The organism is Thermotalea metallivorans (assembly GCF_001562415.1).
In the GTDB taxonomy this organism is placed as follows: domain Bacteria; phylum Bacillota; class Clostridia; order Peptostreptococcales; family Thermotaleaceae; genus Thermotalea; species Thermotalea metallivorans.
In genome coordinates this window covers 55189-78643 of record NZ_LOEE01000072.1, presented here as the reverse complement: position 1 = coordinate 78643, position 23455 = coordinate 55189, and the positions used below count along the sequence as shown (strand labels likewise).

Annotated in this window: 21 protein-coding genes and 2 tRNA genes; 4 read left to right on the top strand and 19 right to left on the bottom strand. The window is 40.6% G+C overall.

What is annotated here, in order from left to right:
• Positions 1 to 152 precede the first annotated feature (152 nt).
• Together AN619_RS14165 and AN619_RS14160 are read right to left on the bottom strand one after the other, a co-directional pair.
• Positions 153 to 1571: a M23 family metallopeptidase gene (locus AN619_RS14165; protein WP_083525161.1), complete on the bottom strand. Its 1419-nt coding sequence runs from the start codon at positions 1569 to 1571 to the stop codon at positions 153 to 155.
• A gap of 288 nt (positions 1572 to 1859) precedes the next feature.
• A complete protein-coding gene (locus AN619_RS14160; protein WP_068557914.1) occupies positions 1860 to 3377 on the bottom strand; it encodes a M1 family metallopeptidase in 1518 nt (505 codons plus the stop codon).
• A 147-nt stretch (positions 3378 to 3524) separates the two neighbouring features.
• On the opposite strand from AN619_RS14160, the gene AN619_RS14155 reads away from it, so the two are divergent.
• The 4 genes from AN619_RS14155 to AN619_RS14140 all read left to right on the top strand — a co-directional run bounded on the left by AN619_RS14155 (position 3525) and on the right by AN619_RS14140 (position 5821).
• Positions 3525 to 4571, top strand: a complete 1047-nt coding sequence (locus tag AN619_RS14155) for a DnaD domain-containing protein (RefSeq protein WP_242867414.1) — start codon at positions 3525 to 3527, stop codon at positions 4569 to 4571.
• A 14-nt stretch (positions 4572 to 4585) separates the two neighbouring features.
• The gene (locus AN619_RS14150; RefSeq protein WP_068557912.1) at positions 4586 to 5569 is read left to right on the top strand and encodes an ATP-binding protein; all 984 of its coding nucleotides are present in this window, start codon (positions 4586 to 4588) and stop codon (positions 5567 to 5569) included.
• A 95-nt stretch (positions 5570 to 5664) separates the two neighbouring features.
• Positions 5665 to 5740 (top strand) — tRNA-Lys (locus AN619_RS14145).
• Between the two features lie 6 nt (positions 5741 to 5746).
• Positions 5747 to 5821 (top strand) — tRNA-Thr (locus tag AN619_RS14140).
• A 109-nt stretch (positions 5822 to 5930) separates the two neighbouring features.
• Here AN619_RS14140 and AN619_RS14135 read toward each other — a convergent pair.
• The 17 genes from AN619_RS14135 to rpsF all read right to left on the bottom strand — a co-directional run bounded on the left by AN619_RS14135 (position 5931) and on the right by rpsF (position 22993).
• The gene (locus AN619_RS14135; protein ID WP_068557911.1) at positions 5931 to 7217 is read right to left on the bottom strand and encodes an adenylosuccinate synthase; all 1287 of its coding nucleotides are present in this window, start codon (positions 7215 to 7217) and stop codon (positions 5931 to 5933) included.
• Positions 7218 to 7439: 222 nt separating this feature from the next.
• Positions 7440 to 7949, bottom strand: a complete 510-nt coding sequence (locus tag AN619_RS14130) for a DUF421 domain-containing protein (RefSeq protein ID WP_068557910.1) — start codon at positions 7947 to 7949, stop codon at positions 7440 to 7442.
• A gap of 316 nt (positions 7950 to 8265) precedes the next feature.
• A complete protein-coding gene (locus AN619_RS14125; protein ID WP_068557909.1) occupies positions 8266 to 8475 on the bottom strand; it encodes a DUF1858 domain-containing protein in 210 nt (69 codons plus the stop codon).
• Between the two features lie 125 nt (positions 8476 to 8600).
• A complete protein-coding gene (locus tag AN619_RS14120; RefSeq protein ID WP_068557908.1) occupies positions 8601 to 9797 on the bottom strand; it encodes an HD-GYP domain-containing protein in 1197 nt (398 codons plus the stop codon).
• Positions 9798 to 9976: 179 nt separating this feature from the next.
• Positions 9977 to 10609 carry a GNAT family N-acetyltransferase gene (locus tag AN619_RS14115; protein WP_068557907.1) on the bottom strand — a complete coding sequence of 211 codons (633 nt, stop codon included), beginning with the start codon at positions 10607 to 10609 and terminating at the stop codon, positions 9977 to 9979.
• Positions 10610 to 10743: 134 nt separating this feature from the next.
• Complete coding sequence (gene dnaB, locus AN619_RS14110) at positions 10744 to 12075, bottom strand: replicative DNA helicase (RefSeq protein WP_068557906.1); 1332 nt, start codon at positions 12073 to 12075, stop codon at positions 10744 to 10746.
• A gap of 12 nt (positions 12076 to 12087) precedes the next feature.
• On the bottom strand, positions 12088 to 14010 hold the full coding sequence (gene lonC, locus AN619_RS14105; RefSeq protein WP_068557905.1) for a Lon family ATP-dependent protease: 1923 nt from the start codon (positions 14008 to 14010) through the stop codon (positions 12088 to 12090).
• A 13-nt stretch (positions 14011 to 14023) separates the two neighbouring features.
• A complete protein-coding gene (gene rplI / locus AN619_RS14100) occupies positions 14024 to 14470 on the bottom strand; it encodes a 50S ribosomal protein L9 (RefSeq protein ID WP_068557904.1) in 447 nt (148 codons plus the stop codon).
• The gene (locus tag AN619_RS14095) at positions 14467 to 16464 is read right to left on the bottom strand and encodes a DHH family phosphoesterase (protein WP_068557903.1); all 1998 of its coding nucleotides are present in this window, start codon (positions 16462 to 16464) and stop codon (positions 14467 to 14469) included. Before AN619_RS14095 ends, rplI begins: the two co-directional genes overlap by 4 nt.
• 18 nt (positions 16465 to 16482) lie before the next feature.
• The gene (locus AN619_RS14090; RefSeq protein ID WP_068557902.1) at positions 16483 to 17439 is read right to left on the bottom strand and encodes a YybS family protein; all 957 of its coding nucleotides are present in this window, start codon (positions 17437 to 17439) and stop codon (positions 16483 to 16485) included.
• 13 nt (positions 17440 to 17452) lie between these two features.
• Positions 17453 to 17779, bottom strand: coding sequence for a MazG-like family protein (locus tag AN619_RS14085; protein WP_068557901.1), 327 nt, complete (start codon positions 17777 to 17779; stop codon positions 17453 to 17455).
• Between the two features lie 262 nt (positions 17780 to 18041).
• On the bottom strand, positions 18042 to 19481 hold the full coding sequence (locus AN619_RS14080; RefSeq protein WP_157065027.1) for a spore germination protein: 1440 nt from the start codon (positions 19479 to 19481) through the stop codon (positions 18042 to 18044).
• A 12-nt stretch (positions 19482 to 19493) separates the two neighbouring features.
• Positions 19494 to 20639 (bottom strand): Ger(x)C family spore germination protein, encoded by a 1146-nt coding sequence (locus AN619_RS14075; RefSeq protein ID WP_083525157.1) that lies wholly within the window; start codon positions 20637 to 20639, stop codon positions 19494 to 19496.
• The gene (locus AN619_RS14070) at positions 20620 to 21714 is read right to left on the bottom strand and encodes a GerAB/ArcD/ProY family transporter (RefSeq protein WP_068557899.1); all 1095 of its coding nucleotides are present in this window, start codon (positions 21712 to 21714) and stop codon (positions 20620 to 20622) included. The genes AN619_RS14075 and AN619_RS14070 overlap by 20 nt, the downstream gene beginning before the upstream one ends.
• Before the next feature lie 318 nt (positions 21715 to 22032).
• Positions 22033 to 22260, bottom strand: coding sequence for a 30S ribosomal protein S18 (gene rpsR / locus AN619_RS14065; RefSeq protein ID WP_068557940.1), 228 nt, complete (start codon positions 22258 to 22260; stop codon positions 22033 to 22035).
• Positions 22261 to 22279: 19 nt separating this feature from the next.
• Positions 22280 to 22681 carry a single-stranded DNA-binding protein gene (locus AN619_RS14060; RefSeq protein WP_068557898.1) on the bottom strand — a complete coding sequence of 134 codons (402 nt, stop codon included), beginning with the start codon at positions 22679 to 22681 and terminating at the stop codon, positions 22280 to 22282.
• 24 nt (positions 22682 to 22705) lie between these two features.
• Entirely contained in the window at positions 22706 to 22993 is a 288-nt protein-coding gene (gene rpsF / locus AN619_RS14055; RefSeq protein ID WP_068557897.1) for a 30S ribosomal protein S6, read from the bottom strand.
• Positions 22994 to 23455 lie beyond the last annotated feature (462 nt).

Sequence of the window (23455 nt, the reverse complement as noted above, 5' to 3'; positions counted from 1 at the left end):
CCCTTGAGATTTAGGCTTCGTCGCGAATCAGCAAGCCGCTTTTTTCTTCATTTTTTTTATTTAGAAAAGCGGCGCAGGTCTGAGCAGGAAGCCAAATCTCAAAGGTTTGTCTACAAGCAAATAGCCTGACGCTTCAGTCAGGCTATTTCTATTTAATATCGCACATATTTCAATGGATTTACCGGCTGCCCGTTCTTTCTTACCTCAAAATGTAGATGGGGCCCCGTACTTCGTCCTGTATTTCCTACTTCAGCAATTTTTTGACCCTTATATACCTTATCTCCTACTGCCACAAGATTCTTGCTATTGTGTCCGTAATAGGTCTGGGTTCCGTTGCCGTGATCAATAATTACCAACTTGCCATACCCGCTCCTTACGCCGGAAAATATAACTTTTCCTCCGTCAGCCGCATAGATAGGCGTTCCAATCCTCGCCGCAATATCAATCCCTTCATGTTTTCTTCCCCATCTCCAGCCGAATCTGGAAGTCAATTTGCCCCTTGTAGGATTCGCCAAGACACCCGTAGCCACCGTCAGGGGCTTCTTTTTGGTGCCCTGTAATACCACTTGCTTTTCCGGCTGTACAATCATCTTTTCTTCCAAAATCCTTCTCTCAATCTCTATTCCGTTATGTCTTACAATCTCTGCTATGACTTCCCTTTTCCCGTCTTTTCCTTCAATTTTTATCTTTTTCTCTCCTTGAAACAGTGCAGAAGTATTTTCCATCACAATTTCACGGGGGATCTTTTCTTCATATCTCACCTTTTCCACCGTAGCCACTGTTAATAGGGGCTTTGGAACAACCAAATTGATTTTTTGCTTCAGCTGCAGTTTTTCAGGATTGATGCCTGGATTGGCCTTTTCCAAATCCTCAACCCTTAACCCGTATTTTTTCGCAATGGTCCAGAAACTCTCCCCGCTTTGCACTTCATGCACCCGTATTTCATCGGTTCCCTGCTGAATCAGCTTTAGGGCCTCTTCTGTGGTTTTCAGATCATAGAATTCCGATACAACCTCTGCGATTTCAACCTTTTCTCCAAAGTACACTTGCCCATAGACTGCATTGGAATTGTCGGTGTATATTTTTTTGATCTCATCTAAAACTTTTTCTGCCTCTCCCTTCGTAGACAGGCAAGCAATCACCTGCCCATTGGCTTTGATGCCGTAGGCCCTTACCTGAAAATGCATCATTTCTTTTACAGCCTTTTTTAAGGCATTGCTATCCGTCAATTCTTTCTTTTTCGCCTTCGTCCTTTCATAGACAATGGTTTGATTCAAGACAATCTCTTTATTATATGTGCGATGCAAATTTGCTTGCATGGTTTCCACAAGTTTTGAAAAATCCTCTTTTTCTCTAACGATTCCCACAATCTTGCCGTCCACTTTCACAGCATAGGCCATATTGTGGTAGTGGATGAAAATGGATAACAACAGCATCGAAGCAATCGCCCCAGATCCTAGGGCAATCTTTTTTCGGTCTTTTCGATGGAGACCCATCCAATATCTCGTCAAGCGTATGTAATTCCGTGATATCCACCTTTTCACATGCTCATGGAATTTGTTTATAGGCATTGGAAAAGCTCCCTTCCTCTTTTCTATAGGTTTGCATTTTCTATATCTTTCACACTATGTTGATCCTTTAAAAATTTTTGTAACATGAATGTAATATTTACTTAAGCTTTTTCATTATATCAATACTTTCTAGTTTTATCAACCCTTATTCCCATCACCCCTGCTTGCCGGATTATCTTAAATTTTAGCATCCATCAAAATTTTCATGGAACAAAATTTTTTCACAAAATAGGATTTTCCATAAAATGGACAACCCCTTTGCTACTATTCTATGTGAAATTTTTTATATTATTCCTGATGATATCGAAGCCACGCTTTAAAATTATCTCTCCATCCTTTATCCGTTACCTGCTCGCAAAGTTTTATAAAATCTTCCGTATTGGCATTTTTAAATTTATACTTATCAAAATACACCCTCAGAAGCTTGAAAAACTCCTCATCCCCTAATTGTTGCCGCAAATCCTCTACAAACATAGCCCCTTTATAATACACCATCACCTGGTATTCCATAGAATCTTTAAACTGGTGCAAGCTCCTGTATACCGTTTCATTGCTTTCGGGCTGATGTTCTCTATAGGTATGATAATAATGGACAATCATGTTTTTATAAATCTGATCCTTTACTTCTTTTCCGTACTTCTTTTCGTAATAGAGCAAGGTAGAATACTCCGTCAATGCTTCATCCAGCCAAGGCTCGTTTACCTCATCATTGCCCACAATGCCGTACCACCATTGGTGGGCCGCCTCATGGGCAATGACATATTCCAATATGTCCTGCCGCTCTCCCCTGTACAGCCCTTCATCGATGAACACAAGATTGGGATACTCCATCCCTCCAATAAAAAAATCTGCCGCTGCCACAGAAAATTGTTCATAGGGGTATTTCCCGAAGCATTCACTGAATATTTTGATGGCATCCCTGGCCGTTTTTAAGGCAATATCTGCATATTTGTCTTCAAAATAATAGGAAAAAATTTTAATACCGTTCACCTGATCTTCCATGATTTTATACTTATCACTAATGATCATGGCAAAGTCTCGAACGGTCTTGGCATTCATGGTCCATACAACCTTGCCGTCCTTATTTTCTTTCTTTGTGATATTCCCCGTGGCAGCTACAATATATTCGGGAGGCACAGCAATAGAAACCCTGTAATTGGCGATATCGCTATAAAAGGGATCTCCAATGGCATAGTAGGGCTCCAAATTCCATCCCTTATGGTCAAATACAGCAGCGATGGGATACCAATTGGCTATGCTGATGGTATTTTCACCATAGCCAAATCTGCCGTAGCTGGGAGGAATTTTCACAGCAAAATCTATATCCAAATCGATGGTTTCCCTTGGTTCCAATTCCTTGATCAAATTTACTCTTAAAATCGTGTCCCCTTTTCCCATGACCACATAGCTTAAGGCCTCATCCCTGCTTTTTACCGATGTAATTTGTATGTATCCCGGTTCAAATCCCTTGGGGTAGGCTAATCCCATCTCTTTTTTCTCAAAAGGCACCGTTTCCTCGAGCTTAAAGGCATTGGGGTAAAGATGAAAATACAGGGTATGGAAAGGCCGATCTGCATGATTGACATAATGGATCTTCTGGCGGGCCGTTAGCATCTTCTCCGCAGGGTCCAATTGAACCTCCATATCATACGCATGAATATTTTTCTCTGAAAGCAGCTTCCCGTTGGAATAGACAGATGTAATCCTTTCCAATACATGCAATTTTACTGCAAATAAAGATAAAGACAATATGAAGAAAACTACCGTGAGGGCAGTAAATCTTTTGTTCAATTGTAATTTTATCAAACAAACCCCTCCTATTCCGGTTTTTCTGCTTATATAAACTATATGTCGCCAGCCTTCCAATATGTGCATATTTTGTTTCTCGACTTAAATTCTTCTTTGCAGTTATGATATAATGGAATCAGTCCATATCTTCAGTAAAAAGGGAGGATGAGGTTATTGCGTTTTATCAAGCAAATAGCGGATTTCGATTTAGGCGATACCCCCATTGAGAATATATTTATTAATGATTTTATGCCTATGGCCAACGGTACCTATGTAAAGGTATATCTACTGGGATACAAATATGCCTATGATAAAGATACTTCTTTGTCTGTAGATCATCATACCATTGCCAAGCATTTGAATATTCCTTTGTCTGATGTTCTGGATGCTTGGGATTTCTGGGAAAAAAAAGGTATTATCAAAAAACATGCCGCCGATCCGGAGGATAAATCCCAATTTGCCGTTGAATTCCTAAGCCTAAAACAGTTATATATACATAATCATTTTCAGAGCACGTCCAATGAAAATACCGCAAAAAGCTCCTACACCTGTTCTCCGGCCGATCTGATTGAGGCCAATAAAGTTCCGGAGATCAAAGAAATGTTTTACCATATCAATCAGCTTATACGGCGAAGTCTTGTTCCCAATGAGATGATGGAGATTCTGGAATGGATATACAACTATAACATGGATCCCGACTTGATCATCCAGGCTTTCATGTACTGCGTACAGCAAAAAAACATCAAAAACGTCAAGTATGTAGGTGCTGTCATCAGAAATTGGTATGATCACGGTATCACCAACGGACAAAAATTGGAGGAATACCTTTCCAAAACCGATGAAAGATACATGCAGTACAGCAAGATTTTCAAAGCCTTGGGATTTCGTTTCAGAGAACCTTCCGAGGCAGAAAGGAAGGCCATGGATACCTGGCTGGACGAATGGGGCTTCAGTATGGAGCTGATCTTAAAAGCCTGCGAAAACTCCAAAAAAACCTCTAATCCTAATATCAACTACATTCACGGCATTTTGGCAGATTGGAAAAATAACAATGTAAGGTCCGTAGAAGATATTCCCGAACAACGCTCGGGGGAAAAATCTCCCGCTAAGAAGCAGAGCCGGCGTGCAACAAACCGTTTCCATAATTTTGAACAACCCCCCTTTGAATATACAAATGAGGAACTGGAAGAGCTGCTGAGAAAAAAGAAATAAGGTAGGTGTTAAGCTTGTACCATCAATTTGTGAAAGACATATTGCTGGAATACGAAAAGATAAGGGATTTCGAGCATAAGGAACTGGAAAAAAGAAAGAAGCATGTATACAGCTTAGTACCCAGAATCAAGGCAATTGACGAGGAAATCGGCAAGACCGGAATGCTGGTAGCCAAGACGATCCTTTCCAATCCCCAAAACTATGAACAGTCCCTCCGGTACATCAAGGAGAAAATGGATCGGCTGAAACAGGAAAAAGCCATTCTTTTGACCGAAAACAATTTTCCCCTTCATTATATGGAGCTGAACTATCAGTGCAGTACCTGCAAAGATACAGGTTTTGGGCCGGACGGAGAAAAGTGTAGTTGCTTTAAACAACGGCTGATTAACCGTGCTTATGAAATGTCTAATATGTCCAGGGTTTTAGAAAAGGAAAACTTTCAAACCTTTAACTTAGAGCTGTTTTCAGACAGCAAATACAAGGATGAAGAGCTTACACCAAAACAAAATATGCAAAATATCCTGAGTATTTGCGAGGGGTTTGTCATCAATTTTGATCAAAAGCCAAAAGAAAATCTGTTTTTCTACGGAGCGACGGGGTTGGGCAAAACCTTCATGTGCAATTGCATCGCCAAAGCTTTGCTGGATAAGGGAAAAATTGTCATCTACCAAACAGCCTTTAAAATTTTAGAGATTCTGGAGGATTATAAATTTAACAACCAGAGAACTCCAGACATAGAAACCAGTTACCAGCTTCTTTTTGACTGCGACCTGTTGATTATTGATGATTTGGGTACAGAACTGAACAACTCTTTTACCAATACAGAAATCTTTAATATCATCAATTCCAGGTTAGTTCAAGGAAAGAAAATTTTGATATCCACCAATTTATCTCCCATTGAAATAGCAAATATATACAGCCATAGGGTATCCTCGAGAATCTTTGGAGAATTTACCATCCTCAAATTCTATGGCAAAGACCTTCGCTGGGAAAGATAATAAAATTGCAAAACTTTCCATAAAAAAATAGTGTATTTTTATTGACTTATGCTGTTTGATGGTGTAATATATATAACTGTGGTACAAAACAGTTGGACCCATTAGCTCAGCAGGTAGAGCACTTGACTTTTAATCAAGGTGTCCCGCGTTCGAGCCGCGGATGGGTCACCATCTTTTGCTGGCGTGGCTCAACGGTAGAGCAGCTGACTTGTAATCAGCAGGTTGGGGGTTCGATTCCCTTCGCCAGCTCCATTACATAGGAAAAAGGGATGTGAGATTGGTGTACTCATATCTCTTTTTTATGCATTTCCTGCATATGCAACAGACCCTGGAGTCATAAATCATACCCCAGGGTCTATTTTTATCTGAAAATTTTATCCCGAACCATCGTCTGTTTTCTTTTCGGTCCTACGGAAATCATCTTCACCGGAATGCCGATGAGGGCCTCTATGCGTTCAATATATTTTCGTGCATTTTCCGGCAAGGCCTCATAGGAAGTACAGCCGCTGATATCCTCTTTCCATCCGTCCATCTCTTCATAAATCGGTTCACATTTGGCCAATACCTCCAGACTGGCAGGAAAATGCTCAATGACCTTGTCCCCGATCTTATAACCCGTACAGATAAAAACTTTATCAAAACCTGTCAATACATCCAGAAGCATCATGGATAAGCAAGTCAGCCCGTTAATTCTGGCTGCATATTTCACCATTACCCCATCGAACCAGCCGCACCTTCTTGGCCTTCCTGTAGTAGTACCAAACTCATTGCCCGCTATCCTGATTCGATCACCGATCTCGTTGTCCTGTTCTGTGACAAAGGGTCCTTTGCCTACTCGGGTAGTATAAGCCTTGATGACTCCTACCACTTCTTCAATCATGGTCGGTCCAATGCCGGCACCTACCGTAAAACCTCCTGATATGGGATGGGAGCTGGTTACATAGGGGTAAGTTCCCAAATCCACATCCAGCAATGTTCCCTGGGCCCCTTCAAACAACACCTTTTTGCCGGCTCGAATGGCTTCATATAGAATTACCGTCGTATCATCCACATATTTTCGAATACGTTCTGCATATTCTAAATAGTTTCTGATGATTTCATCCTTATCCACCTTTTCGCCGCCGTAGACTTTCTCTATAATTTCATTTTTTTGCTCTATTTGCTTCGTTATCTTTTCAATAAATACTTCTCTGTCCATAAGGTCGCAGATCCTGATGCCGGAACGCTCTACCTTGTCCATATAGCAAGGACCGATTCCCTTCTTTGTGGTGCCAATCATTCCTTCTCCCCTGGAAGCCTCCGCCAGTGCATCAATTCTCTTATGATAGGGAAAGATCACATGGGCTCGATCGCTGATTTTAATATTATCTGTTTTCACTCCCTGCCCTTCCAGTTTCTCAACTTCCATTAAAAATCCTTCAGGATCAAATACAACACCATTTCCTATGATATTGATTGTTTCAGGATATAAAATTCCAGAAGGAATCAAATGCAACGCGTATTTTGTATCTCCCACCACCACCGTATGTCCTGCATTATTTCCTCCCTGGGCCCTTACAACCACATCTGCTTCCCCTGCCAGATAATCGATCACTTTTCCTTTTCCCTCGTCTCCCCATTGGGCTCCTACGACCACAACCGTTGACATAACCCACACCTTCCTTTACCAATATTTATCCTATCTATTTTACGACGCTCCCTATGATCAGATCTATCCTTCCTAATTTCCGAACGCACACAATTTATAGTATCAAATTCACCCTATATAGTCAATAAAAAACCGAATATTTATTTGTTATGATATATTTTTATTCGTAACATGAAAGATTTGTTTTTCCTTCTCTATCAACGATTGCATGATCAACTTCATCTACTCCTGGGGTTCCATTTTTGCCGGCGCTTCAGCATTTTTTATAGAACAGATTTCCTTGCCTTTGGCCATTTTGCTGTCCTTTTTGGGTACCGCAGTTATTTTGCCCGTATTTTCTAAAATGGCAAATTCTACATCGGCTACATTGGTATACCCCAAATCTTTTAACTCATCCACCAACTCCGATAAAGTGAGTTTTGCAGATTTTAGATTTTTTTCCGATATTTTTCCTTTTTCAATAAGCATTTTAGATTTTCCTAAGATATATTCCCTCATTTTATGGTTCATGCCCAATACCTTCAGAAGCAAATGCAATCCCATAAAAACGCCCATGCCTGTCAATGCCAAAGCAAAATCCGAAGTAATTAACGGCCCGGCTGCAATGGCACTGAGAACGAAAATATTGGCCAAGTCATAATTGGTTAACTGGGATACCAGCCTTTTCCCTAGAATTCTAAAGCTAAACAAAATAAAAATAAAGACAATGATAATTTTCAAGGAATATGCCATATTACCCTCCCATATATTCATATTTCTACGGGTAATATAACGCAAACTTTCATGAAATATACCTTCGCCTGCAGTCTTTTGCATTATCTATTATCTTTTGTGCTATAGATTTACAACTTCAAAATTGAATTTACTGTAAAAAGTTATATTTTTTGAATAACAGTTCGTCGCCAGTTATCAGTTGCCAGTACTGATGACTGGTAGCTGGTAGATGCAACAAAAAAATTTATTGAACTGAACAAGCAATATTCAATTGTAGAATTGCTTATCTATATATGTAAAAAGTGCCTAAGTTTCCCTAGGCACCTTGAAAAAATTACTCCCCTTTGTTTTCAAAATAATCATTTAAATCTTTTAATAAAGCGTCCACATCTAATCCGTGAACCATTGCAGCATCACCAATGCTTTCCATAGAAGATGCAGGGCATCCTAAGCAGTGCAAACCGTGTCTCATGAATATGGGAGCAGTGGCTCTATCCATTCTCAGTACATCGGCAATAATCATGTCCTTTGTTATTTTTGCCATTTGATTTCCTCCTCTTTTTGATTTCACAATCCATTACCATTATACCATTTTTCAAAGAAAAACAAACAATATTTTCTAGAGGGACTCCATCAATGGATGCAGCCTTCCATGCCCTTAGTATCTCTTTAAATTACTGCTTCTAAACAATCCACGATTTTTTTCATAATTTTTTTGCCCTTTACTAATTTATCCAAAATTTGCAAGGCCTCTTCTTTTCTGAGTCCCCTGCGATAGGGTCTATTCTCCGTTAAAGCCTGATAAATATCTGCTACGGCAATAATCTGATCCTCTTCCGTAATCTGATCTCCCGTCAAACACTCAGGATACCCTTCTCCATCCAGTTTTTCATGATGGTTTCCTGCCCATCGGGCAATATCTTCAAAACCTTCCACTTGATTAAGAATCAGTTTTGTATAGTAGGGATGCGCTTTGATTTTAAAAAATTCTTGAGGTGTGAGAGCCCCCGGCTTATCCAGAATGTCATTAGGAATTGCCAACTTGCCCAAATCATGAAGATAAGCTGCAATGCCGATTTTCCTCCACTTGAGCTCGTTATATCCCAAAAACTTTCCCATTTTTCTAGAATAATAGGAAATGCCCTGGGAGTGCATATAGGTAAATTCACTCTTATTGTCGATCAAAAGGGCAAAAACCTCGGCAATTTTTTCTAAATCCGAAACATCCATGGTTACCGTCCGAACAGGTTCCATCTTGTTTAAAATAGGGTGCATATTATGGTACTGCAAGTCCATCCAGAATTTTTCCGTTTCTGCAATGGCCACCAAGCTCTCCACCACATCGGGATGAAATTGGGTCCCTGCCCCTTCCTTTATCTTTTCCATGATCACTTTTCTGGATTCATAGGAACAATCCCTGCGATGAAGTAGAATATCAAAACTATCAGCCACATGGATAATATGGGCCCCCAAAGAAATTTCATTTCCCTTTAATCCATTGACACCGGTACCATCCCAATGGTCATGATGAAACAGGATAGCGTCCGCAACAAATTTACTGAAAGGCAGTTTTTGTATAAGCTCAAATCCGTTATCCGCATGAAGTTTTTTCAAAGTTTGATTTCTGTGAAATTCTTCGATACGATATTTTGACAAAGCGCCTGACATCCCAATGTCATGGAGTAGAGAAGCAAAATATATATCCGATCTTGTGTTGACATCCAATGCCATCTTATCTGCCAACCTCAATGAAATATAGGCCGTTCTCCGAGCATGTTCATGACTTCTATTCTGGGCCAAATCCAACGCAATGGATAAAGACGATAATAACTGATTCAAGCTTATATTGATTTTCTCCCTAGGCATCCACAACCCTCTTTTCAGATATTGAAACTCGTTTTCAGTTACATAATGCTATCATCTTATTTTCCCTTGTCAATTATATCATCTTTTTCCAACATTGTCTAAGGAAATCCTCGTTATCCCCAGATTGTATCATAGATTTTTGTGCAGTTGCTCTAGCATTGTTTCACTTATCCACAACTTTATTCACATTTCCACACAGTTTTTGTGGACAGGCTGTTGATACGATGTTCATAATTCTCTTTCTTTAGAGCCATTCTCATGTATTTCGTTGCCATTCCTTGCTTTGTCCTTGTGAATAACTTTTGAAGATCATGGTATTTGGGATTGTAAAAAATCTCTGCCCTCTGATCTTCAAAGGCCATCTCCTCTTCACCAATCACCTCAAAACCGCACTTGCAGTAGCATCGGATAGCCCTTTCATTAAAATGGGCTACCCTTAAAGTAATCGTCTTCATCTTCATCCCTTGAAAATAATAGTACAAAAAGGCTTTGATAGCATCGGTCCCATACCCCTCATTCATACAATCGGGATTTAAAACAATGCCCAATTCGGATTCCCTTTTTATCCACTGAATATCCCGTATGGAAAGAAAGCCAATGACTTCTCCCCTTGTATTCTCAATGGCAAAGCTCTTTTTTCTAAACTTGCCCGTTTTCGACCGGTACCATTCATCCCTCTCGTTTGTGTCCAGATAGGGAAAATTATAATGAAAAAAGAGGGGATCCCTATGGCTTCCCCAATTTTGCATTTGATCCACATCTTCCCTGAATAGCTTCCTAATCCTGGTTTTCTCTCCTATTGCAATCCACATGATGCAGAGCCCTCCACTTCAGTTCTCTATCATCTTGCTGTGCCATCCTACCATCGATGGATTATCTCTACCGATCTATCCTCCCATCAAGGTTATTTATTTCCGGCCATGGCATTTTTCAAACAACTGTTTTTTTATTCTCTATACTTTTCAAGATTGGCAAATTTCGTGAATTGTCCGAGCCATGCCAGCTCTACCGTTCCTGTAGCGCCATTCCGCTGCTTGGCAATGATGACTTCTCCTATATTTTTCTTTTCACTGTCGGGATGATAATATTCATCCCTATATAAAAACATCACCAGGTCCGCATCCTGTTCAATAGCCCCGGATTCCCGCAGATCGGAAAGAATGGGCCGATGGTCAGCCCTCAGCTCCGGTGCACGGGAAAGCTGAGAAAGGGCAACCACAGGACAGTCCATTTCACGGGCCAAGCCCTTTAGGGCACGGGATATGGAGGAAATCTCCTGCTGCCTGCTTTCAGCCTTTCCATCACCGGACATCAACTGCAGGTAGTCAATCATAATCATATCCAATCCATGTTCCATCTTGAGCCTGCGGCATTTTGCCTTCATCTCCATTACCGTAATGCTGGGGGTATCATCAATAAAGATTTTGGCCTGAGCCAAAGGCCCCATGGCTTTGGCCAATCTTGGCCACTCATCTTCACTGAGGGTTCCCGTTCTGATTTTCTGGATCTCAATATGGGATTCGGCACTGAGCATACGTTGTACCAACTGTTCCTTCGACATCTCTAAACTGAATATAGCCACCGATGCACCGCCCTTTAAAGCAGCATTCTGCGCTATGTTGAGGGAGAAAGCGGTTTTCCCCATACTAGGTCTTGCAGCAACCAAAATCAGGTCTGAGCGTTGAAGTCCCGAAGTTTTCCTGTCTATGTCCGTAAATCCTGTGGTAATTCCCGTAATGCCGCCTTTATTTTGATAAAGCTCTTCAATTTTATTAAAGCTCTCCAAAAGGACTTCTTTGATAGGATGAAAGCCTTCTTGAGATCTTTTCTGGGAAATATCAAAAATATTCTTCTCTGCTAAGTCCAAAATATGATTGATTTCATCCTCTGCTTGATATCCTTTTTCCAAGATTTCGGCCGAAGCCTTGATAAGCTTGCGAAGAATGGATTTTTCCTCTACAATTTTGGCATAATATTTTACATTGGTGGTGGTAGGTACGGCGGAAGACAAGCCAGCCAGGTAACTGATACCTCCTACGGCATCCAGAATCTGACGTTGGGCTAATTCTTCCGCTAGGGTAACCATATCCACGGGCTCATCCCGATTATACAAGTCCACAATGGATTCAAAAATTTCCCGATGGGCCTCTTTATAAAAATCTTCTCCCCGAATCATCTCCGTAGCCGTAATAATGGCCTCCCGATCCAGGATCATGGCTCCCAGCACCGACTGCTCCGCATCGATATTATGCGGCGGAATTCTACCCAAGTATTCCATACATGTCCCCCCCTACACAACGCTTACAAACATGATCTGTAAAACTTCCTCTATGGTTTCCACAGGAATAATCTCCATATCATCCCATTGGCGATGGACATCCTTTACATTATCCCTTGGAATAATCACCTTTTTCATTCCTGCCTGCTTCGCCCCGTAGATCTTTTCATTGATGCCTCCTACAGGCTTAATTCTTCCCCGTAAAGAAATTTCTCCTGTAACTGCTGTATCCTGTCGTATCTTCCGATTCTGTATGGCACTGATGATGGCGGTCACAATAGCAGCTCCCGCAGAAGGACCGTCGATATTTCCTCCTCCAATCACATTTACATGAACATCATAATCTGAAAGCAGTTCCCCTGTCATCCTGCGCACCAAGGAAGCCCCATTGAAGAAAGAATCCTTGGTCATAGCACCGGCCGTATCATTCAACCGGAGGCTGCCCCTTCCCTTTTCGGCTGCCTGAAAAACTACACATTCCAATTCCAGTACGGAGCCTAAAAACCCATTGACCCCCAACCCGAAGACCTTCCCTATTTCCGGCATATTACTGGCCTTGCAGGCTGCGACCGGTGTCAATCGGCTCATCTGCACAACCTCGAATATATGTTGTTTTGTAATGCAGATATGCTTCTGATTCCCTTGCTCATACAGAGCCATGCTATAAGCATCGGAAAGAAGGTTGATGGCTTTCCTTCCCTCAACTGTATACTGACTGATGATTTCTGCAACTTCTTCATCCAGTTTTACCGATAATCTCTCTGCTGCCTTCTTTACAATATCTTGGATATGTTGTGCCGTCAAAGGTTCAAAATATACTTCCGCACATCTTGACCGCAAAGCTCCATTGATCTCGTGGGGTTGCCTTGTAGTTGCCCCAATCAGTATAAAATCGGCCGGAGCTCCCTCATGAAACAACTTCTTTACATAGAGGGGCACAGCCGGATTATCGGGATCATAATAGGCAGACTCAAACTCGACCCTTTTGTCCTCTAAAACCTTTAACAGCTTATTTTGAAGCATTATATCCAATTCTCCGATTTCATCGATAAACAATACACCCCCATGGGCTTCCGTTACAAGACCAGGCTTTGGTTCTGGTATTCCCACTTCAGCCAGATCTTTTTTGCTTCCTTGATAAATTGGGTCATGGACAGAACCTAACAGGGGATTGGTAATTTCCCTGGGATCCCATCGTAGAGTCGTTCCATCTACCTCTACAAACTTGGCATCCTCTGCAAAGGGTGTATGTTTCATTTTTTTTGCATACTCTAAAGCAAGCCTCGCTGCCGTCGTCTTCCCTACCCCCGGAGGACCGTAAATAATGATATGCTGTGGAAAAGGGGATGCAATCTTAGATACCAGAGACTTTATCGCCTTGTCCTGTCCTTCAATATCCTCCAATCTTTGGGGCCGGAAAAGCTCCATGGCTGATCTGGTCAATTTTTTGGACTCCAATTTTTCCAGAAGAGCATATTTTTTAAATGTATATGCATTTTCCGGTCCTGCAGTGCTTTTCAAAATCTGCATCTTTATTTCTTCCATGTACTGCTTCTGCTTACGTTCTAGTTTGTCTAGGGTTTCCCTTTCAATTCTATACTCCACCGTCTTTCGCGCCAATATATCGGCAATTTTTTCTTCAATACGGCTGAGAATCAGCTTTATATTGGATTCTTTGGACATTTCCTCTGATTCCTCCGAATCAAATACAATGCGATGAAGTGCCAAAATTCGATCCTCCACCTTTTCCGAATGGATTAATTCCTGTAGCCCCGTTTCCTGAATCTTTTTGGAAACCTTCTCTGTTCCCAACACATCATTTAAAATATGATAAAGAGCGGAGATTTTTCTTGGGATCAGTCCGCTCTCACTGATTTTCTCGTAAAAATTTTCCATATCCTTCATTTCTGGATGCTGGTCCAATTGTAACGCCATGGATATCTCCCTTCTATTCTGCTGTAACCTCTACCTTTGCCTTTGCTGTTACCTCTGGATACACTTTGATTTCTACAACCGCTACCCCCAATTCTCGAATAGGGTTCTCCAACTGGATCTTCCTCTTATCAATTTTAATCTTATGCTGCTGTTCCAATCCTTCCGCTATATCCTTCGATGTAATGGAGCCAAACAATCGGCCTCCATCTCCTGCTTTTCCCTTCAGCCTTACGGTAAGTTGAGATATTTTATCGGCTAAAGCCTTCGCTTCTTCCAATTCCTGCTGTCTCTTCCTCTCTTCGGCGGCTTTTTGTTTTTCTAATGCCTTGATCCCACCTTCTGTGGCTTCCTTGGCCAATCCCCTTGGAATCAAAAAGTTTCTGGCATGGCCGTCGCTGGCATTGACAACTTCCCCTGCTTTCCCCAATCCTTTTACATCCTTTAACAAAATTACTTTCACTTGATATCACCTTCCTCAAAATATTCATCAATTGCTTTTTTCAACATCTCCTTTGCCTCCTCTAGGGTTACGTCCTTCAGTTGCGTACCGGCAATGGTCAGATGTCCCCCTCCCCCTAATTTTTCTAGAATAACTTGAACATTGATATCCCCCAAGGATCTTCCGCTGATAAACAGCTCCCCGTTTTCCCGAATACCTAATACAAAGGAGGCCGTAATCCCCCGGATGTCCAACAGCTCATCAGCAGCCTGGGCTGCAACCAATGCCGCATTATGAGTTCCCTTGGGGCAAACAGATATGGCGATATTCCTTCCGATATCCTCGGCATTCTTTACCACCTGAGCCTTTGCCACAAAGGTCTGAAGATCATCTTGAAACAACTGCCTGACACTGGTAGTATCTGCCCCTGCTCTCCTTAGCAGGGATGCTGCCTCAAAGGTTCTAACGCCCGTCTTGAAAGAAAAGTTCTTCGTATCCACGGCAATCCCCGCCAACAGCGCCTCGGCCTCCACCTTTTCCAATGTGATTTTGTCCTCCATATACTGGAGAATTTCTGTCACCAACTCGCAGGTAGATGAAGCATAGGGTTCTAAATATGTAAGAACCGTATTTTCTATGAACTCCGTACCTCTGCGGTGATGGTCAATTAAAACAATCTTGTCTGCACGGCTTATAGCCTCCGGACACTGGGTAAATTGAGGCCTATGGGTGTCCACCACCACCAATAGGGCATTGTGATCTAAAGTTGCCGGCACATCTTCCACATCGATCATCCGGTATTCTCCATGCTGTTGAATCCGATGATATAAATTCTCGATGGCAGGATTTACGCCATCAAATACAATATATGGGTCCTTCCCTCGATTTTTCACAGCCCGGTATACACCAATGGCCGCCCCAAAACTATCCATATCGGGGAACTTATGTCCCATAATTATCACCTTGCTGGATTGATCAATCAACTGCCTTAGGGCATGGGCAATCACCCTGGCCTTTACCTTATTTCGTTTCTCTACGGCCTTTGTTTTTCCTCCGTAAAAATTCAATGTGTCAATTTTTTTCACCACAGCTTGGTCGCCGCCCCTTCCCAAGGCCAAATCTACTCCGGCCCGAGCAAACTCCTCCAGCTGTATCGGGTTTTTTCCGTTTACGCCCACACCTATACTTAACGTGATGGGAATTTCATTGCCTCCTTGTATTTCCCGAATTTCATCTAATATGGCAAATCGCTTTGATTCTAATCGCTCCAGATACTTGTGTTCAAAGAACACAATATATTTGTCCTTTTGATACTTCTTTACCACAGCATTCATCCTGGCCGCCCAAAGACTAATCCTTCGATCAATCTCTGCAATCACCAAAGGACGGCTGGCTTCCTCCGTATTCTGCAGCACATCATCATAGTTATCTACTTGGATAAGAGCAATGGCAGGCTTTTCCTCATTATATTTTGCTTTTAGATTCTGGAAATTGGTGATATCGATCCAATACACCATAATAATATATCTGGAATCGCAATCGCTGGCTATTTTCACTATATTATAGAGGACTTTATAATGTCTATCCTTAATTGTTACCTCTGTTACCATATCTTTTTTGTCCTGCAAAATATTGCTGACCTTCAAGCTTGGAATCAAGTCTTCAATATTTCTTTCCAATATGTCCTTAGCATCGATCATTTCAGAAAATTTGGGATTATACCAGGCTATGCTGCCATCAAATTCTACAATGGCCAAGGGAATTGGCAGATTCAAAATAGCATGTTTCGTGGCTGCATCGATGTCCGAAGACAAACTCTCAATGTACTTGGTCCACATCTCCTTTCGGTCATGCTGGGTTTTCCAATGATGATAAATAAGATACAGTAGCACAAAAATACCGATTCCACCTATCATTAGATTATAATAGGCCAAAATAGAGATACACACTGTCATAATCCACAAATGTATCTTCGTATCCGGTATAAGCATTTTCATAAATCGTTTATTTCCCATGGGTTGCACTCCTAATGATTATTCATGACTTTTTCTCAGTTTCCTAAAATCCGCAAAAGCATCCGCAAGTCCCAATAATATGGCAACCGTTCGCCCCAACGGATTTAACACCGCAAGAATATAAATGAAGATTCTTAGCGGTTTGCCAAGACCATAGGCCGATGTTAAAAAACTGATCACTGCCAATCCCTGTATAAAAAAGACCATGTTAAAAAGATAAGATACGTTCACCATCAGTGTTTCATAGTTTACGATTTTCAGATAACCGGTAACATAGGTAAGCACTAAAATAATGACCGTGCCCATGATAATGCTCTTTGGCAGCCGGAAATAGCGAAACGGTTGAAACGTAGCAGTCTTGTGCCCGATACGGTTTAAAATAAAAGCCGTCAGGATGTAGTTGATATAGGAAGAAAATACCGCAGCCAAAATAACAGCAGAAGGCAAAATCATCCTGGCAGTATAGAGCATATAATCATACATTTTTTCCATCTCATTCAATTTATCTGCATCTACGCCCATGCCACGATAAAAGGACATGGTCATATCAATGGATTTTTTCATGGTTTCCATCATTTGTTCGACCAGATTCACCCCATGGACAGCGGAAATCAAACTAATGATGAGCAGTATAGAGATAAGGGATGCAACGGTTCCGCCTGCCCAAACCTTTCCAACGGCGTATTCTTTGCCCATCATATATCCCATAACTATCGCCATAATTCCAAATTGAATAAATAGGAATAACATGGGCATGGGTCCGATAAGGCTGCCAATGACCATGCCAGCAGTAACAATGGAGAGAATTTCCATATAGGCTCCGTGCCTTTTTCCCAAGATCATAAAAGGTACCGGAAGAAAGATTAATAACATACTTAGAAAAGGTATATAGTTGCCAATAATAACAAATATGCTGGTAATTGCCACGATAAGGGCAGCTTCCACCAATGCCCTTGTTTTATTTTGTATACGCAAAATTTAATCACTCCTAGCTTCTATTTCTATCTAAATATTGTTTCAAATTTGACAAGTCTCCATACCAATCCTCAACTTTGTGCTGCTCCAATATTCCCAACCGTATCTTATCATCTATACGCATATCTATAGTAGCAAAGTTGATCCCCAAACGTTTGCCTAAAATATACGTCACAAGAATAATATTGGCCAATACATCTATTAAAGTGTCCTGGGTCCCCTTTACGCCCTTTACCAAAATCTCAAATAGAGATGCGATGGTCGTCAGCAATTCGCTTTTCAGCCACTCAATAGTTTTTATATTTTTGGTTACATCAATTTGTTGATCTCCCATAGCCATATGTATACTCTCCTCCTTTATATACATTATAGCAGATTCCCCCCCGTTGTATATATTCTGCAGGAAAGATTCCTATCCTTTTTAGAATATTTTCCATTAGGAAATCCATTTTATTTTCCCCCTGTTAGCAAGAAAAAAAGAGAGGCCTTTGCCTCCCTAGAGTTTGCAGACAAACCATCTTTCTCATTTCTTCTCCTCTATAATTTGACTAATCTTTATAGCGTAAAAACCATTGAAAAAATCTTTCCTCCGCATCTCAGGCTTATTGCCTTGTTTTATCCCGCGTATTCAAAAATTTTGGTCTTTTTTTCGCTAGAGTTACATCACTGAAAAGATAATCTTTCAAATCCGTCAGATTGAAGGGTACCATAGGAGTAAAATAAGGTACACCAAGACTCTTCATAGAAATCACTTTGATCATAATCATGGTAAGTCCCAGTACAAATCCCAATAATCCGAATATAGCCGTTACAATGATCAATGGGAATCTCAGGATACGTATAGGATTCATGATCGTATGATCCGGAGCTAAAAAAGAAGCCATCGTCACCAAGGATATCACGACCACCATCAGGGGACTCACTAGACCGGCACCTACGGCTGCCTGGCCAATGACAATCGTCCCTACGATGCCGATGGCAGGACCAATTTGTTTCGGAAGTCTTGTACTGGCTTCCCGAAGTATTTCTGCAACAATTTCCATAATGAAGGTTTCCAAAGCCACATTGACGGGAACCATTACCCGGGTAGATGCCAAAGCCAGGATATATCGTGCCGGAAGAATATCGGGATGGAATGCCACCACCGCTATGTATAGGGAAGATAATGTGAGGGTTATCAGTAAAGCTATGATTCTCACCCACTTCAACAATACCGCCAGGAAGATATTATCATAATGATCCTCTCCAGCATCTAGAAATTCCATGAAGGGGTACGGCACTATCAATGCTATATTGCTGCCCTCCACAATCATGCAGATCATCCCCTTCAAGATGCTTGCACATGCCCTATCGGACCGCTCGGCAGTACCGGCTTGGGGAAAAAGACTAAAGGCATTATCCACTATAAACTTCTCGATATGGCCTGATGCTAAAATGCCATCCACACGGATCTCCTGCAGCTTTCTGTTGATTTTTTCTACATATTGGTGGTTTACAATATCTTCGATATAGATCACAGCTACCCTCGTCTTTGTTCTCCTTCCAATGGCATGTTGCTGGATGCGAAGGGCCGGGTCCTTGATCCGATAGCGTATCAAAGACAAATTTGCCTCGTAGTTTTCTGTAAAAGCATCCTTCGGTCCCCTAAGGGTGTTTTGTATCTCCGGCGATTCTACATTCCTTTTTTCAATCTTTAAAGTATTGGCAATCATGTACTTTTTGCTGTTGGCCATAAGGATTACAGAATAACCGTCTAAAATGTAGTCAATGATCTTCTCTTCGTCTTCATCCATAGAAATATCATCAATATATACGACAGCGGCAGCAATCATATCAATAGTCATCACTTCCTTCCCATGATACTCAAGGATGGGTTTAATAATGTCATGGGAAAGACGTTTCCTATCGGTAAGCTGCGGAATATACAATATATGGACTTCCACACCCATGGCCCACAACTTTCTCATGGATATGCCCTGATCGCCCTGACAAAGGGCTTCAATTTTCATAATGCGTTTATCTTTTTCCTTCATTTCCCTCATCTTCTCTATCCTTCAATATTTTTTTTCAGCATTAGGATCTGATAAATGTTGGTTTACAATCTTTGTTTTTACCATTACCCGGATATCTGCCTTAGGATATTCTTCCTTCCATTTGATTTGTTTATAGATATCTGGATGATCTGCCCTAAAATACATGCCAAATCTAAAAATATCACATTCGAATTCTTTCTGTGTTCTTTCTACAATTTTGAGAATATCTTTTTTTACTTGTTGTGAGATTTCCTGCTCCAGCTTCTTGATTTCTGCATCGCTAACCGGCTCTATATGGTACTGGTACTGCAATTCCCCCTTTAAATCCAGTTGAATATGGATGATAGGCCTTCCATCGTTATAATCTGTCTTGATCTTTCTTTTTTCTAAGGTCTTTTTTACGGAATATAAATTGCCATTTTCCTTTGGACTGGGAATTGCTTGGGTAGATTGCAATTGATCCGCCAATATATATAGAATCCCCTTGGTATCTTTGACGTCTATGATTTCAATCAACTTAGAGTCCTTCATTACGGCAAGCCCAAGATATCTTATGGCTCCCTCATCGATTCCTATATAGGGAAGCACATAGCCGATTTCTCCCATGGCTATATTGGACAAAAGTTCTCCTATCGTTGGATATAAGACAGCCCCGGTCCTTTCTAAAAACCGCAAGTTATGTTCAATGAAAAATCCTACAGATATGTCATTTTCTACTCCAAAATCAAATAATTTTCTAGGAGGGTCACGACTCACCACCGCAGGGAGGGTCTTTCGATAGTCGAATATGTTATTGATTCTATTTAAATAAGATTCAATTCCTTCCCTTGCGTATTTTTCACTGAAGACCACAACCCTCGTTGTACCTAAGAAAGTTGGATAGGCACGTTTACTGTCATAACTGACCCTTGCTTCTTCAAAGGTCTTTCCGTAAGATACATCCCGATATACTCCTTTGATAGCAACTTGTTCTGCCGCAGCTTCACCTCTAGAGATAAGTTTGGCAACTTCCGTAGAAAATTCAACCTTGTCCCCAACACGATCCACCCCTACGGAAATTACAAGGCTTTTTTTGTCGATATCTTCATAATCCCAACAACCGATCAATAATATTGTACTGATGAGTACAAAGCACACCAAAGTCCGTCTATTTCTCTTTTTTAACATATTTTCTCACCTGCACAACGATCAATAATAGCATGGGAATTGCCAATACAACAAACATTCCTAAATAGCCCACATAGGAAATTACTTTTTCTATCTCTTCCATGGTTTCTGGAATTTGGGAAACCACAAAGGCTCCTGTGATGACAACAGTTGGAAGTCTGCGGGAATGATTGCCTGGAAACCTCTGTTGGATGCAAAATACAGTGCCATAGGCATATAAAGCAACAGTAGTGAATATGGCCATGATCCATGCCACCAAAAAAAGCCCGTCCAGCCTGCTTAAAAACTCCAGATAGGGTACATCCACCCGCCGTATGGCAGCAATCAATGCATCTTCATAATGAATAATATCATCCACCCCTATCACAGACAAACAAGATTCCACAACAACGATATAAAGAACCCCAATAAAAGCGATCATTCCTATGACGTTCTGAAATATTCTTTTCTTATTCTCTTGACAAATAGGAATAAAGACAAGGACTTCCATGCCTAAAAATGGGATAATGGCTTCCTTGCCTGCTTTTACATATGTCTGAAGATCTTCAAAGTGAAAGAAGGGTCTTAAATGAATAAGATCTCCCTGGGTAAACATCACCGTATGTATAAATATGGCAAATACAATAATTATCATCCCATAAAATTCACAAATCCCCGCAATGGTTGGTAGGCCTTTCGATACAGCGTAGTATATTACAATAAAAAAAAGTAAGGATATAGCCCATACAGGAGTTCTAATCAGCATAGTCAATCGGATAATTTCACTGGAAATCCGGACAACCATGGCAAATAACAGGAAAAAATATACAATATACAGGATCATAAAGACAGATGTAACGGATTTCCCCACCAACAATTGGCTGTACTCGTAAAAGGTTTTATTTTCATAAATATATCCCAGGTAGGTAAGGACACATGCAACGATAATCGCTATCACAATGGCAATGAGTAAAAAAAACCATCCCTCCGTGCCGACAATACTGGCAATATCCTTTGGCAGGCCTACGACACCATACCCTACGATTGCTCCGAAAAGAGTAAAAGCAATTTGCCGGTTGTTTAGCTTTTGATCCATCTGTCCACCTCCCTGCAATTTGTAAAATTAGTATGTCCAATCGTAAAAAAATAATATGTATTTCTCCCATAAAAACTCCCACAAAAACACATGGAATTTATTCGGAGTATAAAAATTTTTCAAAAACTTTTTTATATCACGGTTTTTTATATTTTTGAGACCGTCACATCCATCTATAAAGAGGCGTATTCTGTATTAGACAAATAAAACTACATATCCGATAAAGGAGATGCAAATCCATGATCTCTTTCCCCTTCACACATATCCGTACAACATGAATAAAAAGAAAGAGAAGTGATTTTCTCACTTCTCCTATTCTTACTCTGCAGTATATGGTAATAAAGCAATGATTCTTGCTCTTTTGATTGCTGTTGTTAAAGCTCTTTGGTGTGTTGCACAAGTACCGGAAATTCTTCTTGGAAGAATTTTGCCTCTTTCTGTAATGTACTTGCCAAGCTTTCGAATATCTTTATAATCTATATAAGTTGCTTTATCTGCACAGAAGCTGCATACTCTCTTTTTGCGAGAACGTCTCTTCTTCATCATCATCTTTGTTCCCTCCTTTTTAGAACGGAATATCATCATCTTCTTCGATGGCTTGGAATCCGTCGGTATCCATAAAGCTCGAATTGTCAAATCCACCGCCGGCTCCTTTATTTCCCCAATCTAGAAACTCTACTCTATCGGCAACAACTTCCGTTGTATATCGTTTTTCTCCCGTTTGAGTCTCAAAATTGTTATTTTGAAGTCTACCTTGGATTGCAACAAGTCTACCCTTTGCTAAATAGTTGGCACAGTGTTCACCTTGTTTGCCCCATACAACGATTCTAAAAAAATCTGCTTCATTCTCTTTGGAAAATGGCCTGTTTACTGCAATTGTAAAGGTGGCTACTGCTTTCCCGCTGCCTGCCGTAAAGCGAAGCTCGGGGTCCCTTGTTAACCTACCGATAAGGATTACTTGATTCACAAAAACACCACCTTAATTTTTCTCTTACTTCTCATCAAGATTTACGATCAAGTGTCTGATTACGTCGTCAGAAATTCTGAAGTTTCTGTCCAACTCTTTTGGCAAATCAGCACTTCCATTGAAGTTGATCAAAACGTAGTAACCCTCATTCATTTTGTTGATTTCATAGGCTAACTTTCTGTTGCCCCACTCATCAACATTTGTTACCTCACCGTCAGCAGCGATGATTGACTTGAACTTGTTAATTACTTCGTTTCTTTTCTCTTCTTCAATGTTTGACTTTAATATGAACATTGCTTCATATTTTCTCATGTATTCCACCTCCCTATGGACTTATTCGGTCCTACTTCCCGTAGGACAGAGAGTATCATCTCACGTCTTAGTATTATATCATCTGCATTGAAAATATGCAAGGATCAAAATTCTATTTTGTGTTTAGTGTGTGATTGGGAAATAGATGTTTATTCAGAGCAAAGATAGCATTATCATACTTTCAAAAATAAAGGAGTGGTAGATTTGAAGAAGTTTAATTTTATATATCTTATATTAGTTCATATCTCTTGCTTGGTTTTATTTTAGCATTTCGCCTTTATAACTACTATAAAATACGAAAAGCCCCTTCTATTCTAAGTGGCAATATAGATATTAGCAAATTTTACTCTATATTGTTTTGGGTGGCCTTAATTTATATAGTCTTTATAGTTGTTACTTATAGAATATTTGTTATTCCAAAGAATAAGGTTGAATAAGGGTTTTCTCTTTAAAAATCGAGTA

What these genes read in the sequence shown, in the direction of transcription:
- AN619_RS14165 (WP_083525161.1), bottom strand. Translation starts at nt 1,571, where the DNA reads ATGCCTATAAACAAATTCCATGAGCATGTGAAAAGGTGGATATCACGG.
- AN619_RS14155 (WP_242867414.1), top strand. Translation starts at nt 3,525, where the DNA reads ATGAGGTTATTGCGTTTTATCAAGCAAATAGCGGATTTCGATTTAGGC.
- AN619_RS14135 (WP_068557911.1), bottom strand. Translation starts at nt 7,217, where the DNA reads ATGTCAACGGTTGTGGTCGTAGGAGCCCAATGGGGAGACGAGGGAAAA.
- AN619_RS14130 (WP_068557910.1), bottom strand. Translation starts at nt 7,949, where the DNA reads ATGGCATATTCCTTGAAAATTATCATTGTCTTTATTTTTATTTTGTTT.
- AN619_RS14125 (WP_068557909.1), bottom strand. Translation starts at nt 8,475, where the DNA reads ATGGCAAAAATAACAAAGGACATGATTATTGCCGATGTACTGAGAATG.
- AN619_RS14120 (WP_068557908.1), bottom strand. Translation starts at nt 9,797, where the DNA reads ATGCCTAGGGAGAAAATCAATATAAGCTTGAATCAGTTATTATCGTCT.
- AN619_RS14115 (WP_068557907.1), bottom strand. Translation starts at nt 10,609, where the DNA reads ATGTGGATTGCAATAGGAGAGAAAACCAGGATTAGGAAGCTATTCAGG.
- dnaB (WP_068557906.1), bottom strand. Translation starts at nt 12,075, where the DNA reads ATGGAATACTTGGGTAGAATTCCGCCGCATAATATCGATGCGGAGCAG.
- lonC (WP_068557905.1), bottom strand. Translation starts at nt 14,010, where the DNA reads ATGGCGTTACAATTGGACCAGCATCCAGAAATGAAGGATATGGAAAAT.
- AN619_RS14095 (WP_068557903.1), bottom strand. Translation starts at nt 16,464, where the DNA reads ATGGGAAATAAACGATTTATGAAAATGCTTATACCGGATACGAAGATA.
- AN619_RS14085 (WP_068557901.1), bottom strand. Translation starts at nt 17,779, where the DNA reads ATGGCTATGGGAGATCAACAAATTGATGTAACCAAAAATATAAAAACT.
- AN619_RS14080 (WP_157065027.1), bottom strand. Translation starts at nt 19,481, where the DNA reads ATGAGGGAAATGAAGGAAAAAGATAAACGCATTATGAAAATTGAAGCC.
- AN619_RS14075 (WP_083525157.1), bottom strand. Translation starts at nt 20,639, where the DNA reads ATGTTAAAAAAGAGAAATAGACGGACTTTGGTGTGCTTTGTACTCATC.
- AN619_RS14070 (WP_068557899.1), bottom strand. Translation starts at nt 21,714, where the DNA reads ATGGATCAAAAGCTAAACAACCGGCAAATTGCTTTTACTCTTTTCGGA.
- rpsR (WP_068557940.1), bottom strand. Translation starts at nt 22,260, where the DNA reads ATGATGAAGAAGAGACGTTCTCGCAAAAAGAGAGTATGCAGCTTCTGT.
- rpsF (WP_068557897.1), bottom strand. Translation starts at nt 22,993, where the DNA reads ATGAGAAAATATGAAGCAATGTTCATATTAAAGTCAAACATTGAAGAA.